This is a genomic window from Segatella copri (genome assembly GCF_019249655.2).
Lineage (GTDB): Bacteria > Bacteroidota > Bacteroidia > Bacteroidales > Bacteroidaceae > Prevotella.
In genome coordinates, this window is sequence record NZ_CP137557.1 from 3,819,615 (window position 1) to 3,836,816 (window position 17,202).

Annotated in this window: 12 protein-coding genes and 2 tRNA genes; 11 read left to right on the plus strand and 3 right to left on the minus strand. The window is 49.3% G+C overall.

The genetic code is table 11. The features are described 5' to 3' along the window. The first annotated feature begins 26 nt into the window (after positions 1-26). Genes KUA49_RS15475 through KUA49_RS15485 form a run of 3 tightly spaced genes read left to right on the plus strand, consistent with a single transcriptional unit; the run spans position 27 to position 4,669 of the window. The gene (locus KUA49_RS15475) at positions 27-1,907 is read left to right on the plus strand and encodes a tetratricopeptide repeat protein (protein WP_318331636.1); all 1,881 of its coding nucleotides are present in this window, start codon (positions 27-29) and stop codon (positions 1,905-1,907) included. Positions 1,908-1,924: 17 nt separating this feature from the next. Next, entirely contained in the window at positions 1,925-2,839 is a 915-nt protein-coding gene (locus KUA49_RS15480) for a DUF4292 domain-containing protein (protein WP_256624786.1), read from the plus strand. A gap of 45 nt (positions 2,840-2,884) precedes the next feature. Beyond that, positions 2,885-4,669 carry a murein hydrolase activator EnvC family protein gene (locus KUA49_RS15485; RefSeq protein ID WP_218412152.1) on the plus strand — a complete coding sequence of 595 codons (1,785 nt, stop codon included), beginning with the start codon at positions 2,885-2,887 and terminating at the stop codon, positions 4,667-4,669. 40 nt (positions 4,670-4,709) lie between these two features. Here the strand turns inward: KUA49_RS15485 and KUA49_RS15490 are convergent, their stop codons facing one another. Next, on the minus strand, positions 4,710-5,774 hold the full coding sequence (locus tag KUA49_RS15490) for a M20 family metallo-hydrolase (protein ID WP_218412151.1): 1,065 nt from the start codon (positions 5,772-5,774) through the stop codon (positions 4,710-4,712). Between the two features lie 131 nt (positions 5,775-5,905). Between KUA49_RS15490 and KUA49_RS15495 the strand changes: the two genes are divergently transcribed. From KUA49_RS15495 to KUA49_RS15520, 6 genes are all read left to right on the plus strand, one after another. Then, positions 5,906-7,714: an AMP-dependent synthetase/ligase gene (locus KUA49_RS15495; RefSeq protein ID WP_218412150.1), complete on the plus strand. Its 1,809-nt coding sequence runs from the start codon at positions 5,906-5,908 to the stop codon at positions 7,712-7,714. 46 nt (positions 7,715-7,760) lie between these two features. Next, complete coding sequence (gene prfB, locus KUA49_RS15500) at positions 7,761-8,882, plus strand: peptide chain release factor 2 (protein ID WP_218412149.1); 1,122 nt, start codon at positions 7,761-7,763, stop codon at positions 8,880-8,882. Between the two features lie 30 nt (positions 8,883-8,912). Beyond that, the gene (locus KUA49_RS15505) at positions 8,913-9,062 is read left to right on the plus strand and encodes a hypothetical protein (RefSeq protein WP_218412148.1); all 150 of its coding nucleotides are present in this window, start codon (positions 8,913-8,915) and stop codon (positions 9,060-9,062) included. A 15-nt stretch (positions 9,063-9,077) separates the two neighbouring features. Then, the gene (locus KUA49_RS15510) at positions 9,078-9,578 is read left to right on the plus strand and encodes a CYTH domain-containing protein (protein ID WP_218412147.1); all 501 of its coding nucleotides are present in this window, start codon (positions 9,078-9,080) and stop codon (positions 9,576-9,578) included. A 168-nt stretch (positions 9,579-9,746) separates the two neighbouring features. Next, positions 9,747-11,111, plus strand: coding sequence for a sodium-dependent transporter (locus tag KUA49_RS15515; protein WP_218412146.1), 1,365 nt, complete (start codon positions 9,747-9,749; stop codon positions 11,109-11,111). Positions 11,112-11,187: 76 nt separating this feature from the next. Continuing rightward, complete coding sequence (locus KUA49_RS15520) at positions 11,188-12,543, plus strand: sodium-dependent transporter (RefSeq protein ID WP_218412145.1); 1,356 nt, start codon at positions 11,188-11,190, stop codon at positions 12,541-12,543. A gap of 6 nt (positions 12,544-12,549) precedes the next feature. Here the strand turns inward: KUA49_RS15520 and KUA49_RS15525 are convergent, their stop codons facing one another. Both KUA49_RS15525 and KUA49_RS15530 read right to left on the minus strand, forming a co-directional pair. Then, entirely contained in the window at positions 12,550-13,518 is a 969-nt protein-coding gene (locus KUA49_RS15525) for a helix-hairpin-helix domain-containing protein (protein ID WP_218412144.1), read from the minus strand. A gap of 23 nt (positions 13,519-13,541) precedes the next feature. Then, a tRNA-Pro gene (locus KUA49_RS15530) sits at positions 13,542-13,614 on the minus strand. A 177-nt stretch (positions 13,615-13,791) separates the two neighbouring features. On the opposite strand from KUA49_RS15530, the gene KUA49_RS15535 reads away from it, so the two are divergent. Together KUA49_RS15535 and KUA49_RS15540 are read left to right on the plus strand one after the other, a co-directional pair. After that, a tRNA-Phe gene (locus KUA49_RS15535) sits at positions 13,792-13,864 on the plus strand. Between the two features lie 236 nt (positions 13,865-14,100). Further along, positions 14,101-17,193, plus strand: coding sequence for a SusC/RagA family TonB-linked outer membrane protein (locus KUA49_RS15540; RefSeq protein ID WP_218412143.1), 3,093 nt, complete (start codon positions 14,101-14,103; stop codon positions 17,191-17,193). The last annotated feature ends 9 nt before the right edge of the window (positions 17,194-17,202 follow it).

Consider the following 17,202-nt stretch of genomic DNA (forward strand, 5'->3'; position numbering starts at 1 on the left):
AGAGAAAAGCGAAAGGGAAAGATATCGTGAAGAGAATTTATGGAAATAAGGGCTTCTGGGTGGCTGTGGCGCTGGCAGGCGTGATGGCCTTGCCTTCGTTGGCCCGTAAGAAAAAGGTGCAGCCAGCGAAGCAGCAGACTGTTTGGGTGGATTCGCTTTCACCCAACGACCGCAAGCGATTTGAATACTTCTTTACCGAGGCGGCACGACAGCATGCGGCGGGCAACCTGACTGCTGCCTTCGATCTCTTCGAGCATGCCCGGAAGATAGACCCTCGTGCGGCTGAGGTATATTTCTACCAGTCGCTCTATTATACCCAGTTGAAGAAGGATTCCCTGGCGCTGGAGTGTATGAATAAGGCCATCGCCCTGAATCCCGACAACCTGACCTATGCTGAGCGCCTTGCCCAATATTATATAGGTATGGGACAATACGACAAGGCCATCGGTTCCTACGAGGCACTCTATGCCAAGAACCACAGCAACACCGATGCCCTCCGCATCCTGGCGCAGCTCTACCAGCAGCAGAAAAACTACCGCATGATGCTCAACACCGTGGGCAGACTGGAGACGGAGGAAGGCGAGAGCGAACAGCTTACCCTGACCAAGATGCGCATCTACGAGATGATGAACGACCCGAAGGCGGCTTACAACGAACTGAAGACGCTGTCGGAACAGCATCCCCTGGACATGGTGTATAAGACGATGCTCGGCAACTGGCTGATGCAGCACAACCGGCAGAAAGAGGCATTCAAGTATTTTACCGATGCCCTGAAGGAAGAACCGGACAATGCCTACGCCCAGATGTCGCTCTACGACTACTATAATGCCACCAAGCAGGAGGATCAGGCGCACCAGATGCTCGACAAGATATTGATGAGCAGGAAGACGGATACCGAAACCAGGATTATGATGTTCCGTTCCTATATCCAGACCAACGAGAGTGAGGGAGGCGACTCTACCAAGGTGCTCGCCCTCTTCAACAAGGTGCTCAACCAGCCGGAACCATCATCAGAGGTAGCCGAGTTGAGGGCTGCCTATATGAGTTTGAAGCAGATGCCTGCCGATACGGTGAATGCGGCATTCCAGAAGGTGCTCGACATAGCACCGGACAACGTGAACGCCCGCCTGCAGCTTATCCAGAGTCTCTGGAACCAGCGCAAGTATGGCGAAGTCATTACCCAGTCGCATTCAGCCCATCAGTATAATCCCGAGGAAATGGTTTTCTACTATTTCGGAGGAATGGCGTATTATCAGAAGAACGACGAAGACCACGCACTCAACGAGTTCCGGTTGGGAGTGGCGCAGCTCAACGAACAGTCGAACAAGGACTTGGTTTCCGATCTCTATGCCGTAATGGGCGACATCCTGTATAAGAAAGGAAGAACAGAGGAGTCGATGGCAGCCTACGATTCCTGTCTGCAATGGAAGGACGACAACGTGATGGCGCTGAACAACTACGCCTACTATCTGAGCGAGCAGGGCAAGGATCTGCACAAGGCAGAATCGATGAGCTACAAGACCATCAAGGCTGAGCCGAACAACGGCACATATCTTGACACCTATGCCTGGATTCTGTTTATGCAGGAACGCTATGCAGATGCCAAGACTTATATCGATGCAGCGCTGAAAAACCGCGATTCCACCGAGAACAACAGTACGGTTCTTGAACATGCCGGCGATATTTACGCCATGAACGGAATCACCGATGAAGCCGTGGATTTTTGGAAGAAAGCCCATACCGACGATAACCCGTCGACTACGCTTGATTGGAAAATAAAGAACAAACAATATATCTCTGAAGAAGAATTCCAGAAAAGGATGAATCCGGCTGTAGCCGAGGTGAAGAAGCAGAAAACCACCGGCAAGGCTACGGGCAGAAAAACAAAAAGAGGTAGAAAGAAATAAGAAAGGATAAGAAGAAAATGAAAGTGATGAACAATTTGAAGATGGCAGTGGCTGCCGTGGCTCTTCTGCTGATGGCTTCTTGCGGCTCTACCAAGAAGATGGAAGGAACGGGCAAGGTGAATGCCCAGAACAGGAAGACCGAGACCAAGGCTGCGGATGCAGCAGAGGTGGCTTCGATGAAGAACCTGGCTTTCGTGCAGAAGGTTGCCGACAACCAGGTGTATGCCAAGAACATCGTGGGCAATATGACGTTTAATCTGCAGGCGGCAGGCAAGGACATCACCGTGCCGGGCAAGCTGAGCATGCGCAAGGACGAGGTAATCCGCATCCAGCTCTTTATCCCAATACTGGGTTCCGAGGTGGGCAGACTGGAGTTCACCCCAAACTATGTGCTCATCGTAGACCGCATGCACAAGGAATACATCAAGGCAGACTATACGCAGGTGGATTTCCTCAAGAAGCAGGGCATCAACTTCTATTCGCTCCAGGCACTCTTCTGGAACCAGTTGCTCGTGCCAGGTGTGAAGAAGGTATCAGATTCCGACCTGAAGAAATTCTCGGCAAATCTCGATGAAACCGCCGAAAATGTGCCTGTTTCCATCAGATATGGCAACATGAACTACCAGTGGAAGGCGAATAGAAACAGCGGAAGAATCGCTGAAGCCAACGTTACCTACAAGGATAAAGGCAACGGCGATTCGCGACTCAACCTGAAGTATAGCGACTTCAAGAGTGTGGGCGTGAAGATGTTTCCTGCCACCCAGCGCATGACGCTTACCACCATCCTGAACAACAAGCCTCAGGAGGTAAAGCTCAACATCGAGATGAAGAGCGTGAAGACCGACGACAAGTGGGATGCGCAGACCGAGGTGTCGGGTAAGTACAAGCAGGTATCACCTAAAGATGTACTTGGCAAACTCATGAGCATGTAATCGCATGATTGCTGGAAATAAACATAGAAATCATTCCTATTCATCATGAAGCGAATCATATTATTCATATTGGCAATGACGTTCTCGCTGGCGCCTTTTGCACAGCATCATGTGCAGAAGAAACCTGCGAAGAAGACTGCCGTTGCCTCAAACAAACAGCACAACAGAAAAAAGCCGGCTGCCAAGGCACCTGCCCGAAGGGGCAAGCAGCATGTGCAGGTTTCTACCAAGGCTCCAACGAAGGCAGAACGCAGAGCTGCCACCTACAGCAATGCCAACATCAGGGGATTGCAGGGACAGCGTGCCAGTATCCAGAAGCGAATCAGGGAACAGGAGCAGGCGTTGCGCAAGAATCAGGCCGACGTGAAGAAGCGACTGGAAGACCTGATGGCTCTGAACGGCGAAATAGACCAGAGCCAGAAGAAGATTGATGGAATCCAGAAAGACATCCACCATATCGACGGAAACATAGGTATTCTGCAGGCGCAGTTGAAGACCCTTCAGCAGCAGTTGCAGGACAGAAAGAACAAGTATATCCGCTCTATGCGCTATATGAGCAGGCACCATACGGTGCAGGATAAGCTGATGTTTATCTTCAGCGCCAAGAACCTGACTCAGATGTATCGCCGCCTTTCGTTCATCCGCCAGTATTCTTCCTATCAGAAGGTGCAGGGACAGGCCATCCAGGCAAAGCAGAAGCAGGTGAACGAGAAGCATCACCAGTTGGAGAACGTAAAGGGTCATAAGAACACCTTATTATATAAGGGCAAGCAGGAGAAGACGGCTTTGGAAGGCAAGCAGACGCAGCAGAAGGAGATGGTGCAGGGACTGCAGAAGCAGCAGAAGACCATTCAGGCTGTCATCGCCGACCAGCGTCAGAAGGATGCGGCCATCAATGCACAGATTGACCGTCTGATTCAGCAGGAAGTGGCAAAGGCTCGTGCCCGTGCTGCTGCCGAAGCTAAGCGCAAGGCTGCTGCTGCCGCTGCAGCCAAGAAGCGTGCCGAGGAATTGGCCCGCAAGAAGGCTGCTGCCGAGGCTGCCGCAAGAGAGAATGCCCGCAGAATAGCTGAGGCGAAAGCCCGTGAGGCTGCTGCCGAGGCGGCAAGAAGAAAGGCTGCCGAGGAAGCTCGTGCTGCTGCCGAGGCTGCAAGAAAGGCACAGGAAGAAGCTGCTGCCCAGGCGGAGGCGAAGGCGAAAGCCAAGGCGCAGGCTAAGGCGCGTGCTGCAGCCGAGGCGGCACAGCGTGCTGCCGCAGAACAGGCGGCTCGTGAAGCTGCTGCCGAGCAGGCGGCTAAGAAGGCGGAAGCTGACCGCAGGGCTGCCGAGCTGAAGGCGAAGGCGGATGAGGAGCGTCAGGCTCGTGAGATTGCTGCTGCCAAGAAGGAGGCGCAGGAGGCGGCTACCTTGAGTTCGGTAGACCGTATGCTGAATGGTGGTTTCGAGGCAAACCGTGGTCGTCTGCCGATGCCTATCAGTGGAGGTTATCGCATCGTGAGCCATTTCGGTCAGTATAACGTGCAGGGCTTGACGGGTGTTAGGCTTGATAACAAGGGTATCAACATTCAGGGCAAGCCGGGTTGTGTAGCTCGCAGCATCTACGATGGTGAGGTGAGTGCCGTATTCGGCTATGGTGGCATGTGGAACGTATTGGTTCGTCATGGTGCCTACATCTCAGTATATTGCAACCTGAAATCGGTAAGCGTTCATAAGGGACAGAAGGTAAGTACCCGCCAGGCTTTAGGTGCCGTGGGTTCCGACAACATCCTCCAGTTCCAGCTTCGCAAGGAGACTGCCAAGCTCAACCCAGAGGCTTGGTTGGGAAGATAAATGCTAGAATGAACAATTTAGGTAGATAAGGAAAACCCTCTTAGATGGCAGCACCATCTAAGAGGGTTTCGTATTTTGTAATGGCATCGCGGATTTCGCTGATGCGGATAAACTCGTTGGCAGAGTGGGAGCGGGATGATTCGCCCGGTCCTAACTTGAAGGATGGGAAGTGCATTAATGCCTGATCGCTGAGGGTAGGACTGCCGAATGGCTTCATGCCCATGGCTACACATTTCTTAATAAGAGGATGCGCCGGGTCGATGCGTGATGATTTCAGACGGAAGCTGTGTGCCTTTACCTCGCTCTTCAGGTGCTGGCAGATAAACTTGTAAACCTCCTCGTTGTCGTAGAATTCGTTGGTGCGGATATCCACGAGCATCGTACACTTATCCGGAATCACATTGTGCTGGGTGCCGGCATTCACCACGGTGAGCGTCATCTTGGTAGGGCCCAGGAACTCGCTCACTTTTTCGAACTTGTAGTCACGAATCCATCGCATATCATCCAATGCCTCGTAGATAGCGTTTACTCCTTCGTTTCTTGCCGCATGTCCACTCTTGCCGTGAGCTATCACATCCAGCACCATCAATCCCTTTTCTGCTACGGCAGGGTTCATACCGGTAGGTTCGCCCACGATGGCAAGGTCGATATGCGGGAGCAAAGGCAGGGCACGGGTGATGCCATCCTTACCCGACACCTCTTCTTCGGCGGATGCCAGATAGATAAGATTATACTGCTGAGGCTTCTCTGTCAGCATTCTGAATATCTGGAGAAGAGAACAGAGGCCGCCGCCGCAATCGTTGCTGCCCAAGCCGTAAAGTACGCCATCTTCAACATCCGGTGAAAACGGGTCGCGTGTCCACGAAGCCACTGGCTTCACGGTATCGATGTGGGCGTTGAGCAGCAGGGTAGGTCGGCTCTCATCGTAATGAGGGTCGATAATCCAGATGTTGTTTGCCTCACGCTGAGGCTCAAAGCCATAACTGCGGATGGTCTGCTCCATGATGTCGGCAGCATCCTTTTCGTTTCTGCTTACCGATGGGGTGGCGATGAGCTTTTTCAGCAGTTCCACGGCATCGCTAACATATTCTTCTTGTAGCATCATAATCTCTCTATTATTTGATTTCGGGGCAAAGTTACGAAAAAAAGAGCAGATTATGTGGAAAAAATATCTTTTTATTTTGTGTTCTTAACAAATTCTATTATCTTTGCACACATATTTATAAATATTAGCTTATGCAGATTAATAGTCATCTTTCAGTCCTGGTTCACGACCTCGCTAAGAAGTGGGGAGAGAAGCCTGCGCTTACTTTCAGAAAGTTTGGTAGTGACCAGTGGCAATCGGTTTCGTTTAACCTTTTCTCGTTGAGAGTGAAACAAGTGAGCAATGCCCTTCTCAATCTTGGGGCTAAACCACTCGACAAAATCGCTGTCTTCTCGCAGAACTGTGTGCATTACCTGTACACCGACTTCGGTGCGTATGGTATCAGAGTTACCTCTGTACCTTTCTATGCCAACAGCAGCGAGCAGCAGATTCAATATATGATCAACGATGCGCAGATTCGCTTCCTCTTTGTAGGCGAACAGGAGCAGTATGACAAGGCTCATCGTATCTTTGCCCTCTGTCCATCCCTGGAGCGTATCATCATCTTCGATTCCAGCGTGCGCATCAGTACGCATGACCCTGCAGCCCTCTATTTCAAGGACTTCCTGAAGCTGGGTGAGAATCTTCCTCGCCAGACGGAGGTAGAGGAACTCTACAAGCAGGCAAGTATGGATGATTTGGCTAATATCCTCTATACCAGTGGAACAACTGGAGATAGCAAGGGTGTGATGCTGAAATACAGTCAGTATGCAGCTGCATTGAAGGCAAACAATGAGTGCGTTCCTGTTACCGAAAAGGATCGTGTCATTGATTTCCTTCCATTCACCCATATCTTTGAGCGTGGATGGGCCTATCTCTGCTTGAGCGAGGGTGCCCAGCTCATCATCAATACCTATCCGCAGGAGATTCAGGATAGTATGCGAGAGATGCATCCTACCTGTATGTGTAGTGTGCCACGTTTCTGGGAGAAGGTGTATATCGCCGTGAAGGCTAAGATGGACGATGCAGGTCCTATCCAGAAGAAACTTTTCTATCATGCCTTGGCTGTGGGAAAGAAGCGTAACATTGATTATATCGCCAACGGTAAGCGTCCTCCTCTGGCTCTGGAGCTGGAATATAAGATTGTCAACAAGACTATCCTGAGCATCGTGCGCAAGCAGTTGGGATTGGATAATCCTAATATCTTCCCTACAGCAGGTGCTTATGTAAGTCCTGAGGTAGAGGAGTTTGTACACGCCGTGGGTATCAATATGGTTGTGGGCTACGGTCTGACCGAGAGTCTCGCCACCGTATCTTGTGATCATCTCGACAAGAAGCACAGTCTGGGTTCTGTAGGTCGTCCTATCTCCAGCATTCAGATTAAGATAGGTGAGGATAACGAGATTCTTCTCAAGGGTCCTACCATCACTCCGGGATATTACCATCGTGATACCACCAATGCCAAGGCTTTCGATAAGGATGGATTCTTCCATACGGGAGATGCCGGCTACATGAAGGATGGCGAGCTTTACCTGACTGAGCGTATCAAGGACCTGTTCAAGACATCGAATGGTAAGTATATCGCTCCGCAGCAGGTAGAGTCGTTGCTCCTGGTAGATAAGTTCATCGACCAGGTTGCCGTCATCGCTGACCAGCGCAAGTTCGTATCAGCCCTCGTTGTTCCTGAGTTCCGCCTCGTAGAGGATTGGGCGCGTGAGCATCACATCGCCTTCACCTGCCGTGAGGACCTGTGTGCCAACGAGAAGGTGCAGAAGATGCTGATGGATCGTATTCAGATTCTCCAGCAGCACCTGGCTTATTATGAGCAGATTAAGCGCATCACCCTCCTGGCTCACCACTTCTCTATGGAGTCGGGCGAGCTGACCAACACCTTGAAGATTCGCCGCCCTATCATCAACAAGAACTACAAGGCGGAGATTGACAAGATGTATGAGGAGTAATCATAAAGTTTAAAGTTTAAAGTTAAAAGTTTATAGTTCAAAGTTAATGATTACAGCTGACCAATTGAAGGATGTGATGGACAGAGCCGATGCTCTGCATCGCTATCTGAATATAGACCAGAAGAAAGTAGAATTTGAAGAGGAGCAGCTCCGCACCCAGGCTCCTGACTTCTGGGAAGACCCGAAGTATGCACAGGAGCAGATGAAGAAGGTGAAGGGCATACAGAAATGGCTCGATGGCTACAAGACCGTGCGTCTTTATGCCGACGAGCTGAAGCTTGCCTTCGATTTCTATAAAGACGAGATGGTGACCGAGGAGGAGGTGGATGCCGACTATGCCAAGGCCATCAAGGCCATAGAGGACCTGGAACTGAAGAACATGCTGCGCCAAAAGGAAGACCCGATGGACTGCGTGCTGAAGATTAACTCGGGTGCCGGTGGCACCGAGAGCCAGGACTGGGCACAGATGCTGATGCGTATGTACATGCGCTGGGCTGAGGCTCATGGCTACAAGGTAACCATCACCGACCTGCAGGAAGGCGATGAGGCTGGCATCAAGAGCGTGACCATGACCATCGAGGGCGGCGAGTACGCCTATGGCTATCTGAAGAGCGAGAATGGCGTTCACCGTCTGGTGCGTGTATCGCCTTTCAATGCCCAGGGCAAGCGAATGACCAGTTTTGCCAGTGTCTTCGTCACCCCATTGGTGGATGAAACCATCGAGGTGTATGTTGATCCAGCCAAACTCTCGTGGGATACTTTCCGTTCGAGTGGTGCCGGTGGTCAGAATGTGAACAAGGTGGAGTCGGGAGTGCGCCTCCGCTATTGGTACACAGATCCTGATACGGGTGAGGAAGAGGAAATCCTCATCGAGAACACCGAGACCCGCGACCAGCCAAAGAACCGTGCCAAGGCATTGTTGCTTTTGAAGAGTCAACTCTACGACCGCGCCATGAAGAAGCGCCTGGAAGCCAAGGCTAAGATTGAGGCTGGCAAGAAGAAGATAGAGTGGGGAAGCCAGATAAGAAGTTACGTCTTCGACGACCGCCGCGTGAAAGATCATCGTACCAACTATCAGACATCGGATGTGGATGGCGTGATGGATGGCAAGATAGACGGTTTCATCAAGGCTTATCTCATGGAGTTCCCATCGGAAAATGAGGAATAAACAATTAGCAACCTAAAAAATAATACAACTATGAGTGGAAATAAAGATTTAAGAAAAGCCAAGCATGAGGCTTATCAGAAGAAGCAAGCCGCAAAAGGTGAGACAGTAGTGAAGTGGATATTTGGCGTATTGATAGCCCTGGGCATTCTCTTTGCCATCTATGCAGCTTCTATCGCATAAATTAGGAAATAAGAAATGAGTGGATTAGAAATAGAAAGAAAATTCCTCGTCAAGAAGGGCGACGCTTACAAGAGCGCCGCCTTTTCTTCTAGCCATATCCAGCAGGGCTATATTCCTGCCGAGGGGGCTACGGTGCGCGTTCGCACACGAGACGAGAAGGCTTACCTTACCATTAAGGGCAAGTCGGTGAATGGCGGAATGACACGCTATGAGTTTGAGAAGGAGATTACGATGGACGAGGCGCAGCATCTGCTGCAGCTTTGCCAGGGTGATGTTATCGATAAGCGCCGCTATCTGGTGAAAAGTGGCAATCATACCTTCGAGGTGGATGAGTTTTATGGTGACAATGAGGGGCTGGTAATGGCTGAGGTGGAACTGGAGAGCGAGAGCGAAGCCTATGAGAAACCCGACTTCATCGGTATGGAGGTAACGGGCGACAAGCGTTTCTATAATTCTCATCTTTTGGGCAATCCTTTCTCGCAGTGGCGTGATACCTTGCCTGAGGAATATCGATAGAAAAAGTGAATAAACTGCCTTTTTTATCCAAAAAAGCATGCTAAAATGCATAAATATTACTAATTTTATACTTTTGCTTTCAAATATTTCTATTATTTCAGAAATATTTTATAATTTTGCAGGCTGTTATACGAAAAGTTAATGAAATTAGTAAGAAAGAAATAGAAAATGGCAGAATCAAATAGAGGAAGTTTTGGTAGCAAGATAGGAATGATCCTTGCTACTGCAGGTGGCGCCGTAGGTTTGGGTAACGTATGGCGCTTCCCTTATATGGCTGGTCAGGAAGGTGGCGCAGCCTTTATCTTGGTTTACATCGGATGCGTACTCCTGTTGGGCATCCCTTGTATGGTTTCGGAGTTTATCATCGGTCGTCATGGTGCTTCCAATACGGCACGTGCCTATACCAAGCTCGCCAATGGAACGGCTTGGAAGTGGGTGGGCTACCTGGAGGTGCTTACGGGCTTCCTGATTACCGGTTACTATGCGGTGGTTTCGGGCTGGTGCCTGCAGTATGTATATGCCAGCATCATGGGCGAACTGCATGGCGACCCAACCTTCGTGGCAAATTACTTCAAGGAGTTTTCTGTCGATCCTATCCGTCCGGTGACGTGGACGGTGGCAATCTTCCTGATTTGTCACTTCGTGATTATCCATGGTGTACGCGGAGGAATCGAGAAGGCATCCAAGGTGATGATGCCGCTTCTGTTCATCCTGCTTCTCATTATCGTGGTGTCTTCCTGTCTGTTGCCGGATGCGGGAAAGGGTATCGAGTTCCTGCTGAAACCTGATTTCGGAAAGGTGGATAGGAATGTATTCCTCAATGCTTTGGGACAGTCGTTCTATTCCATGAGCATCGGTATGGGTTGTATCTGTACGTATGCATCTTATTTCAGCCGACAGACCAATCTTCTGAAATCGGCGATTCAGATTTCTGCCATTGACTTGATGGTGGCGGTATTGGCTGGCTTGATGATTTTCCCTGCAGCTTTCTCGGTGGGTATCTCTCCGGATAGTGGTCCGTCGCTTATCTTCATCACCTTGCCGAATGTCTTCAACGAGGCGTTTGCATCGATGCCGGTATTGGGATGGATTATCTCGCTGATGTTCTACGTGCTTCTTTCTGTGGCTGCGTTGACATCGCTGATGTCGCTCCACGAGGTGAATACTTCTTTCTTCTATGAGGAGTTGAAGATTGACAGAAAGAAGGGTGCCATGATTGTTACGGTATCTTGTGCCATCATCGGTGCATTCTGTTCACTCTCTTTGGGAGCTACGGATAAATTGTCGTTCGGCGGCAAGGCTCTGTTCGATTGGTTCGACTTCGTAACGGGACAGTTGTTCCTTCCTACGGGAGGTCTTCTCACCTGTTTGTTCCTGGGCTGGTATGTTCCGAAGAAGGTGGTGAAGGATGAGTTTACTAACTGGGGAACCTTGAAGGGACAGGTATTCCATGTCTATCTCTTCCTGATCAAGTTTGTTTGCCCTGTCCTCATCTTCCTGGTATTCCTGCACCAGTTTGGAGTCTTCGGATAGGTGCCTTTAATATAAGGTGTCAGAGTAGTTAGTCATGCGCCCTGTAAGGGCAGAAGCATAAAAATCATAAGAAACAATGGAGAGTAGAGGAAATTTCGGAAGTAAATTGGGCGTCATTCTCGCCACGGCTGGTTCTGCAGTAGGTTTGGGAAATGTATGGCGCTTTCCTTATATGGCAGGTCAGAATGGAGGTGCCGCCTTCATCCTCATCTACCTGGTGTGTATCATCCTGCTGGGTTTGCCTGGCATGATGAGCGAGTTTATCATTGGTCGTCATTCGGCTTCCAATGCGGCACGAGCTTATAGCAACCTGGGTAAGCATAAGGCTTGGGGAACCGTGGGACTGGTGGGTGTCATCACCTCTATGATTATCCTGGGTTTCTACGCCGTGGTGGCAGGCTGGTGTCTGCAATATCTGTATGCCAGCATCATGGGTGGCGTTCATGGCGACCCGGAGTATGTGAAGACCTACTTCCAGACCTTCTCCTCCGATCCTATTCGTCCTACCTTATGGGCGGTGGGCTTCATCCTGCTTACCCATGCGGTGGTGGTAAGAGGTGTCCGCAATGGAATCGAGAAGGCATCCAAGATTCTGATGCCGCTGCTTTTCATCCTGCTCATCGTCATCGTCATTGCCTCCTGCTCTTTGCCGGGAGCGATGAAGGGTGTACAGTTCCTCTTCCATCCTGATTTCTCTAAGGTGGATGAGAACGTGCTGCTCGAAGCTTTGGGACAGGCATTCTTCTCCCTGAGTTTGGGAACAGCCTGTCTGTGTACATACGCATCTTACTTCAGTCGTCAGACCAATCTTCTGAAATCTGCCAGTCAGATTGTGGTGATAGATACCGTGATTGCAGTATTGGCAGGCTTGATGATTTTCCCAGCTGCTTTCTCGGTGGGCGTGCAGCCGGATAGCGGTCCGTCGCTTATCTTCATCACCTTGCCGAATGTGTTCCAGCAGGCGTTTGGTGATATGCCTGTGGCAGGTTACATCATCTCGGTATTGTTCTATGCTCTGTTGGTATTGGCGGCGCTCACTTCTACCATTTCCATGCACGAGATTGGTACGGCGATGATTTATGAGGAACGCAAGATGACCCGTTCCAAGGGTGCGTGGATAGAGACCGTCACCTGCAGCATCATAGCCGTGTTCTGTTCCCTTTCCCAGGGAGCAGTTCCGGGATTGGGCTTCTTCGGCAAGGATTTCCTTACCAATTGTGATAACTTCACGGCGCAGCTGCTGATGCCGCTGGGATCCATCGTCACCTGTCTCTTCCTGGGCTGGTATGTTCCGAAGAAGATTGTGCGTGATGAGTTTACCAACTGGGGTACGGTGAGTGGCAGGTTATTCCCTGTCTTCCTCTTTATGATCCGTTTCGTCAGTCCTATCTGCATCCTCCTTATCTTCCTCCATCAGTTTGGAGTAATCTAGAAGATTTTAGAAGCAGACATAAGGTTGGAGCCTTTCTATTTCATCAGGTGGGAAATCCTTGAGGAGTTTCAGCTCTTCCAGACTTTTGATAGGACCTCTTTGTCTTCGGTAATCGCAGATTTCCTTAGCCTGATAGAAGTTGATGTAGGGGTGATTGCGAAGCTGGTTGAGGGTAAGCTTATTGATGTTGAGCCGGTGGATGTGTTCGGCATCAATCTGAATGAAGCTGATGGCAGCTTCCGGGAAACCGTCGATTTCTTCCAGTTGCTCGGCAGAAGCGAAGCCTCCAAGTTTGTCTCTATATCTGACGATGGTGCGGGCATAGTAGCTGCCGATGCCCGGAATCTTCATCAGTTCCGTGGTGTCGGCATTGTTGATGGCGATGTGTTCGCCCTCCTTTAACTTGTGGGGATAACTGTATACCTTGGACTCCCTTTCATCATACCCCCTATTATAATAAGGTGTATGTCTTCTTCCCCTGCGCTCATATCTTTCATTTCCGTAAAACTCGGAGGCTTGCTTGAAATCGTCTGCTATTCGGATGAAGGGGAGCAGGGCTTCGAAGGTTCTCTTGGTGATGCCATAAACGCGGGCAAAGTCGGACGGACGGGAGAAGGCTCCTCCTTTCTCTCGGTATCGGTAGATGCTTCTGATTTGCCAACTCTTCAAACCCAGTCGCTTGAAGGTGGTGGAATCGGCAGTGTTCGGGTCAAAGGGAAAGAGTTCGTGCACCTTTCCTTCTTCCTGATAATACAGAGGATGCTGGGAGGTGGCTTGTTGGATGAGAGCCTGTTGGGAGGAATCACGTAGAGTGAGCGGTTGCTCGTTGATGTCTCTGGATGCTGACGCATCTTTTCCGTCATCAGAACCTCCGATGACGACCACAAGAGAAAGGCATACGATGAGAATGGCTAGCAAGGCGAAGACGGCTTGTCGGTCATTCTTGGAGAGGTAAAATAGGTCTTTTATGTTCATAAGTCCCGCTTTTTGGTGAATAGTCGGGATTACTGGACTCGAACCAGCGACCTCATCGTCCCGAACGACGTGCGCTACCAACTGCGCTAAATCCCGATGTTTTGGCACCTATGGTCATAAAGACGATGCAAAGGTACACCAAAAATTGCATAAAACCAAATAAAAAAGCACTTTTTTATCTTTTTTGAAAACTTTTTCACCGAAAAATTTGGTGGAACCGATTTTTATTACTACCTTTGCACCCGCAAATGAGAAATCATCTGTAAAGAGTATGGTGCCATAGCTCAGTTGGTAGAGCAAAGGACTGAAAATCCTTGTGTCCCCGGTTCGATTCCTGGTGGTACCACTTCAAAAAGCCGAATTTCAGAAATGAAGTTCGGCTTTTTGTTTATTGTAATCCGTAAACGTTTACGTGTCTTTCTCATACGAAAAAGGAACAACATTGAACTATTTTTCTTATTTTTGCATTGTAGAAAGTAAAAGTATCTGTAATAACCAAGATATTTTATCTGATTATTTATAGAAACCTATAAGCAAATTTCAACTTAGAAACAATAATAACCAAGCTAAAACGAGATGTTTATGCAACAACAACTAAAAAGAGCAAGTATGGCACTTGCGTTGGGTTCTATTTGCATTGGCGCTTTCGCCCAGGCAACAATTAAGGGTACCGTCAAGGACTCTAATGGTGAACCTATGATTGGTGTAAGTGTAGTTCCTGATGGAGCTGCTGGTGCTGGATCAGTTACTGATCTGGATGGTAATTTTACGCTCAATGGCGTCAAGCCATCTACCGTCATTAAGTTTTCTTATATTGGATATAAGGAAAAGTCGGTGAAGGTAGGTAGTCAGAACACTATTTCAGTCGTAATGGAAGAGGACAACAATTCTCTGGATGAGTTGGTTGTCATCGGTTATGGTGTCGTTAAGAAACGCGACCTCACGGGTTCCGTGGCCTCTATCAAGTCAGATGACTTGAAGAACGTGGCTTCTTCTAATGCGATGCAGGCTATGCAGGCAAAGATTCCTGGCATGGACTTGCAGCAGAGCAGTGGTGAGTCTGGCTCTGGAGTGAGCATCAATCTTCGTGGTGCCCGTTCTATGTTGGCTTCCAATAATCCATTAATCCTCGTGGATGGTGTGGCATACGGTTCTACCCTCGACATCAACCCATCCGACATTGAGTCTATGGAGGTATTGAAGGATGCATCTTCTACCGCTATCTATGGTACCCGTGGTGCCAATGGTGTCATCATCATCACCACCAAGCGTGGTAAGGCTGGCAGAACATCTGTGGGCTTCAATTTCTACAACTCTTTCAATAGCGCTACCAATGCCGCACATTCTATGTATGGCAACAAGGAGGTGCAGCGCCTGATTGACAAGCGCGCTTACCAGGATTGGGCAAAGGGCGACAAGACTCTGGATGCCTATAATACCGTACTTTCTGGTATTACTCCTGAGACTGTGTTGACAGAAAAGCTCGATGATGGTACAGCTACATTGGATATCTATAATGATGGTTCTTACACCGACTGGGGCGACTTGCTCCTGAAGAACAGCACTTCTCAGAACTACGAAGTCAACGTGGCTGGTGGTAGCGAGAAGACCAACTTCAACGTTTCTCTCGGTGCGATGTACGACCGCGGTCTGATGAAGAACGACCAGATGAGCCGTTACAATGGTAAGGTGAACATCGACCATCGTATCAACAAGGTAGTAAAGGTAGGCTCAAGCTTGCTTTATACCTATAAGAATTGGAACCGCCGTAACTCAGGTGTTTACAACCAGGCGTTGAAGATGACCACCATCACTCATCCATATTTGACAGATGGCAGCATCAACTCAACTCCAAACCCTTGGTATGCAGCCCACTGCTCTCCATTGCTCGATGATGTGGAGGGGGCATATCAGAACAATACCGAATCTACCCGTTTCTTCGGTAATGCCTATGTGGAGTTGAACCCTATCAAGGGATTGAATCTCCGCTCAATGTTTGCCGTGGATAGAAGCGACTCACGAAATGGCTTGTACCAGGACTATCAGAGTCAGCAGAGATACCAGTCTCCTTCTACCAGCTACATCCGTCAGATCAGAAATAACTCTACTGCGATTACATGGGACAACACCATTAACTATAATACTACCATCGCAGAGAAGCATGACTTGACCGCTTTGCTGGGACATGAGTTGACACAGACCGTAACAGAAAGTTCTACTGTAGGCGGTGATGCCGGTGCTACCCACTACTATGAGAGTGGTTTCCGTGATCTTTCCAAGATCCTCTCACCTGTGACAACTTCTACATACGTGAAGACAGCCATGTTGTCATTCTTCGGTCGTCTGAATTATTCATACGCCAGCAAGTATTTGCTTACCGCTTCTCTCCGTGCCGATGGTTCTTCTACCTTGGCAAAGGGACACAAGTGGGGTTACTTCCCATCTGTGGCAGCAGGTTGGAGATTAATCGAAGAAAATTGGCTGAAAGACCAGAAGGTATTGAGCAACCTGAAGCTCCGTGCTTCATGGGGTGTTTCCGGTAATGCAGCCATCGATGCTTATTCTACATTGGCATCCTTGAGCAGTACTACCTATTATTATTATTTAGGTAACAACGACGTGGCTGGTAAGATTCCTAGTCAGATGGGTAACTCTAACCTGACTTGGGAGAAGACATCTTCCTTCAACCTGGGTCTCGACTTCGGTTTCTTCGACGGTCGCATCAGCGGTAGCGTGGATTATTATTGGAACCATACCTACGACCTGTTGTTCTACAAGACAGCACCAGCTTCTTCTTTCCCAACCGTAATCGACAACATCGGTAAGACCAAGGGTCAGGGTCTTGAGGTATCTTTGATGACAGACATCATCCGTACCAAGGACTTCGACTGGACAGCCAACTGGTCATACTCTCACTTCAAGGATGAGATTACCGAGTTGACAGGTGGTGTAGATAAGTATGTATCAGGAACCAAGGGCCTGTTCGTAGGCAATCGTGTAAACGCATTCTATGATTACAAGGTACTCGGTGAATGGGGTATCGGTGAGTTCGACCAGTATGTAGAGGACTTCAAGGCAGCTCACGACGGAAAGAAGCCTGCCTGCGCCAGCACCAAGGGCTATGGTACACCAGGTTCTCCAAAGATTTTGGATGCAGATAACGATGGCAATATCACATCTGACGACCGTGTACTCTACAACCGCGACCCTAATCACGTATTTGGTATGACCAACACCTTCAGCTACAAGGACTTCTCGCTCTCTGTGCAGTTGATGGCACGTTTGGGAGGCTACATCTCTTACGCCATGAATGAGCAGTTGAACTATGAGTCAGCCAACTGGGGTGATGCCATTGACTACTGGACACCAACCAATCCGGGCGCTAAGTTCCCTAGCCCAGGTTTGGATTCAAATGCCAGCAAAATCTGGTCATCCTACAAGAGTGCATTCACATACGAGAAGGCAGATTACTTCAAGATCAAGGATATCACCCTCTCTTACAACGTGCCAGCCAACTGGTTGCACACCGTGGGCATGAGCAAGGCTCGCATCTACTGCTCAATGAAGAACTTCATGACATGGAGCAAGATTGACAACTACGACCCAGAGCGTGGTGGTAGCATCTCGTTCCCAATGCAGAAGCAGGTAGTAGTAGGTCTTAATGTAGAATTCTAAAATCATCGA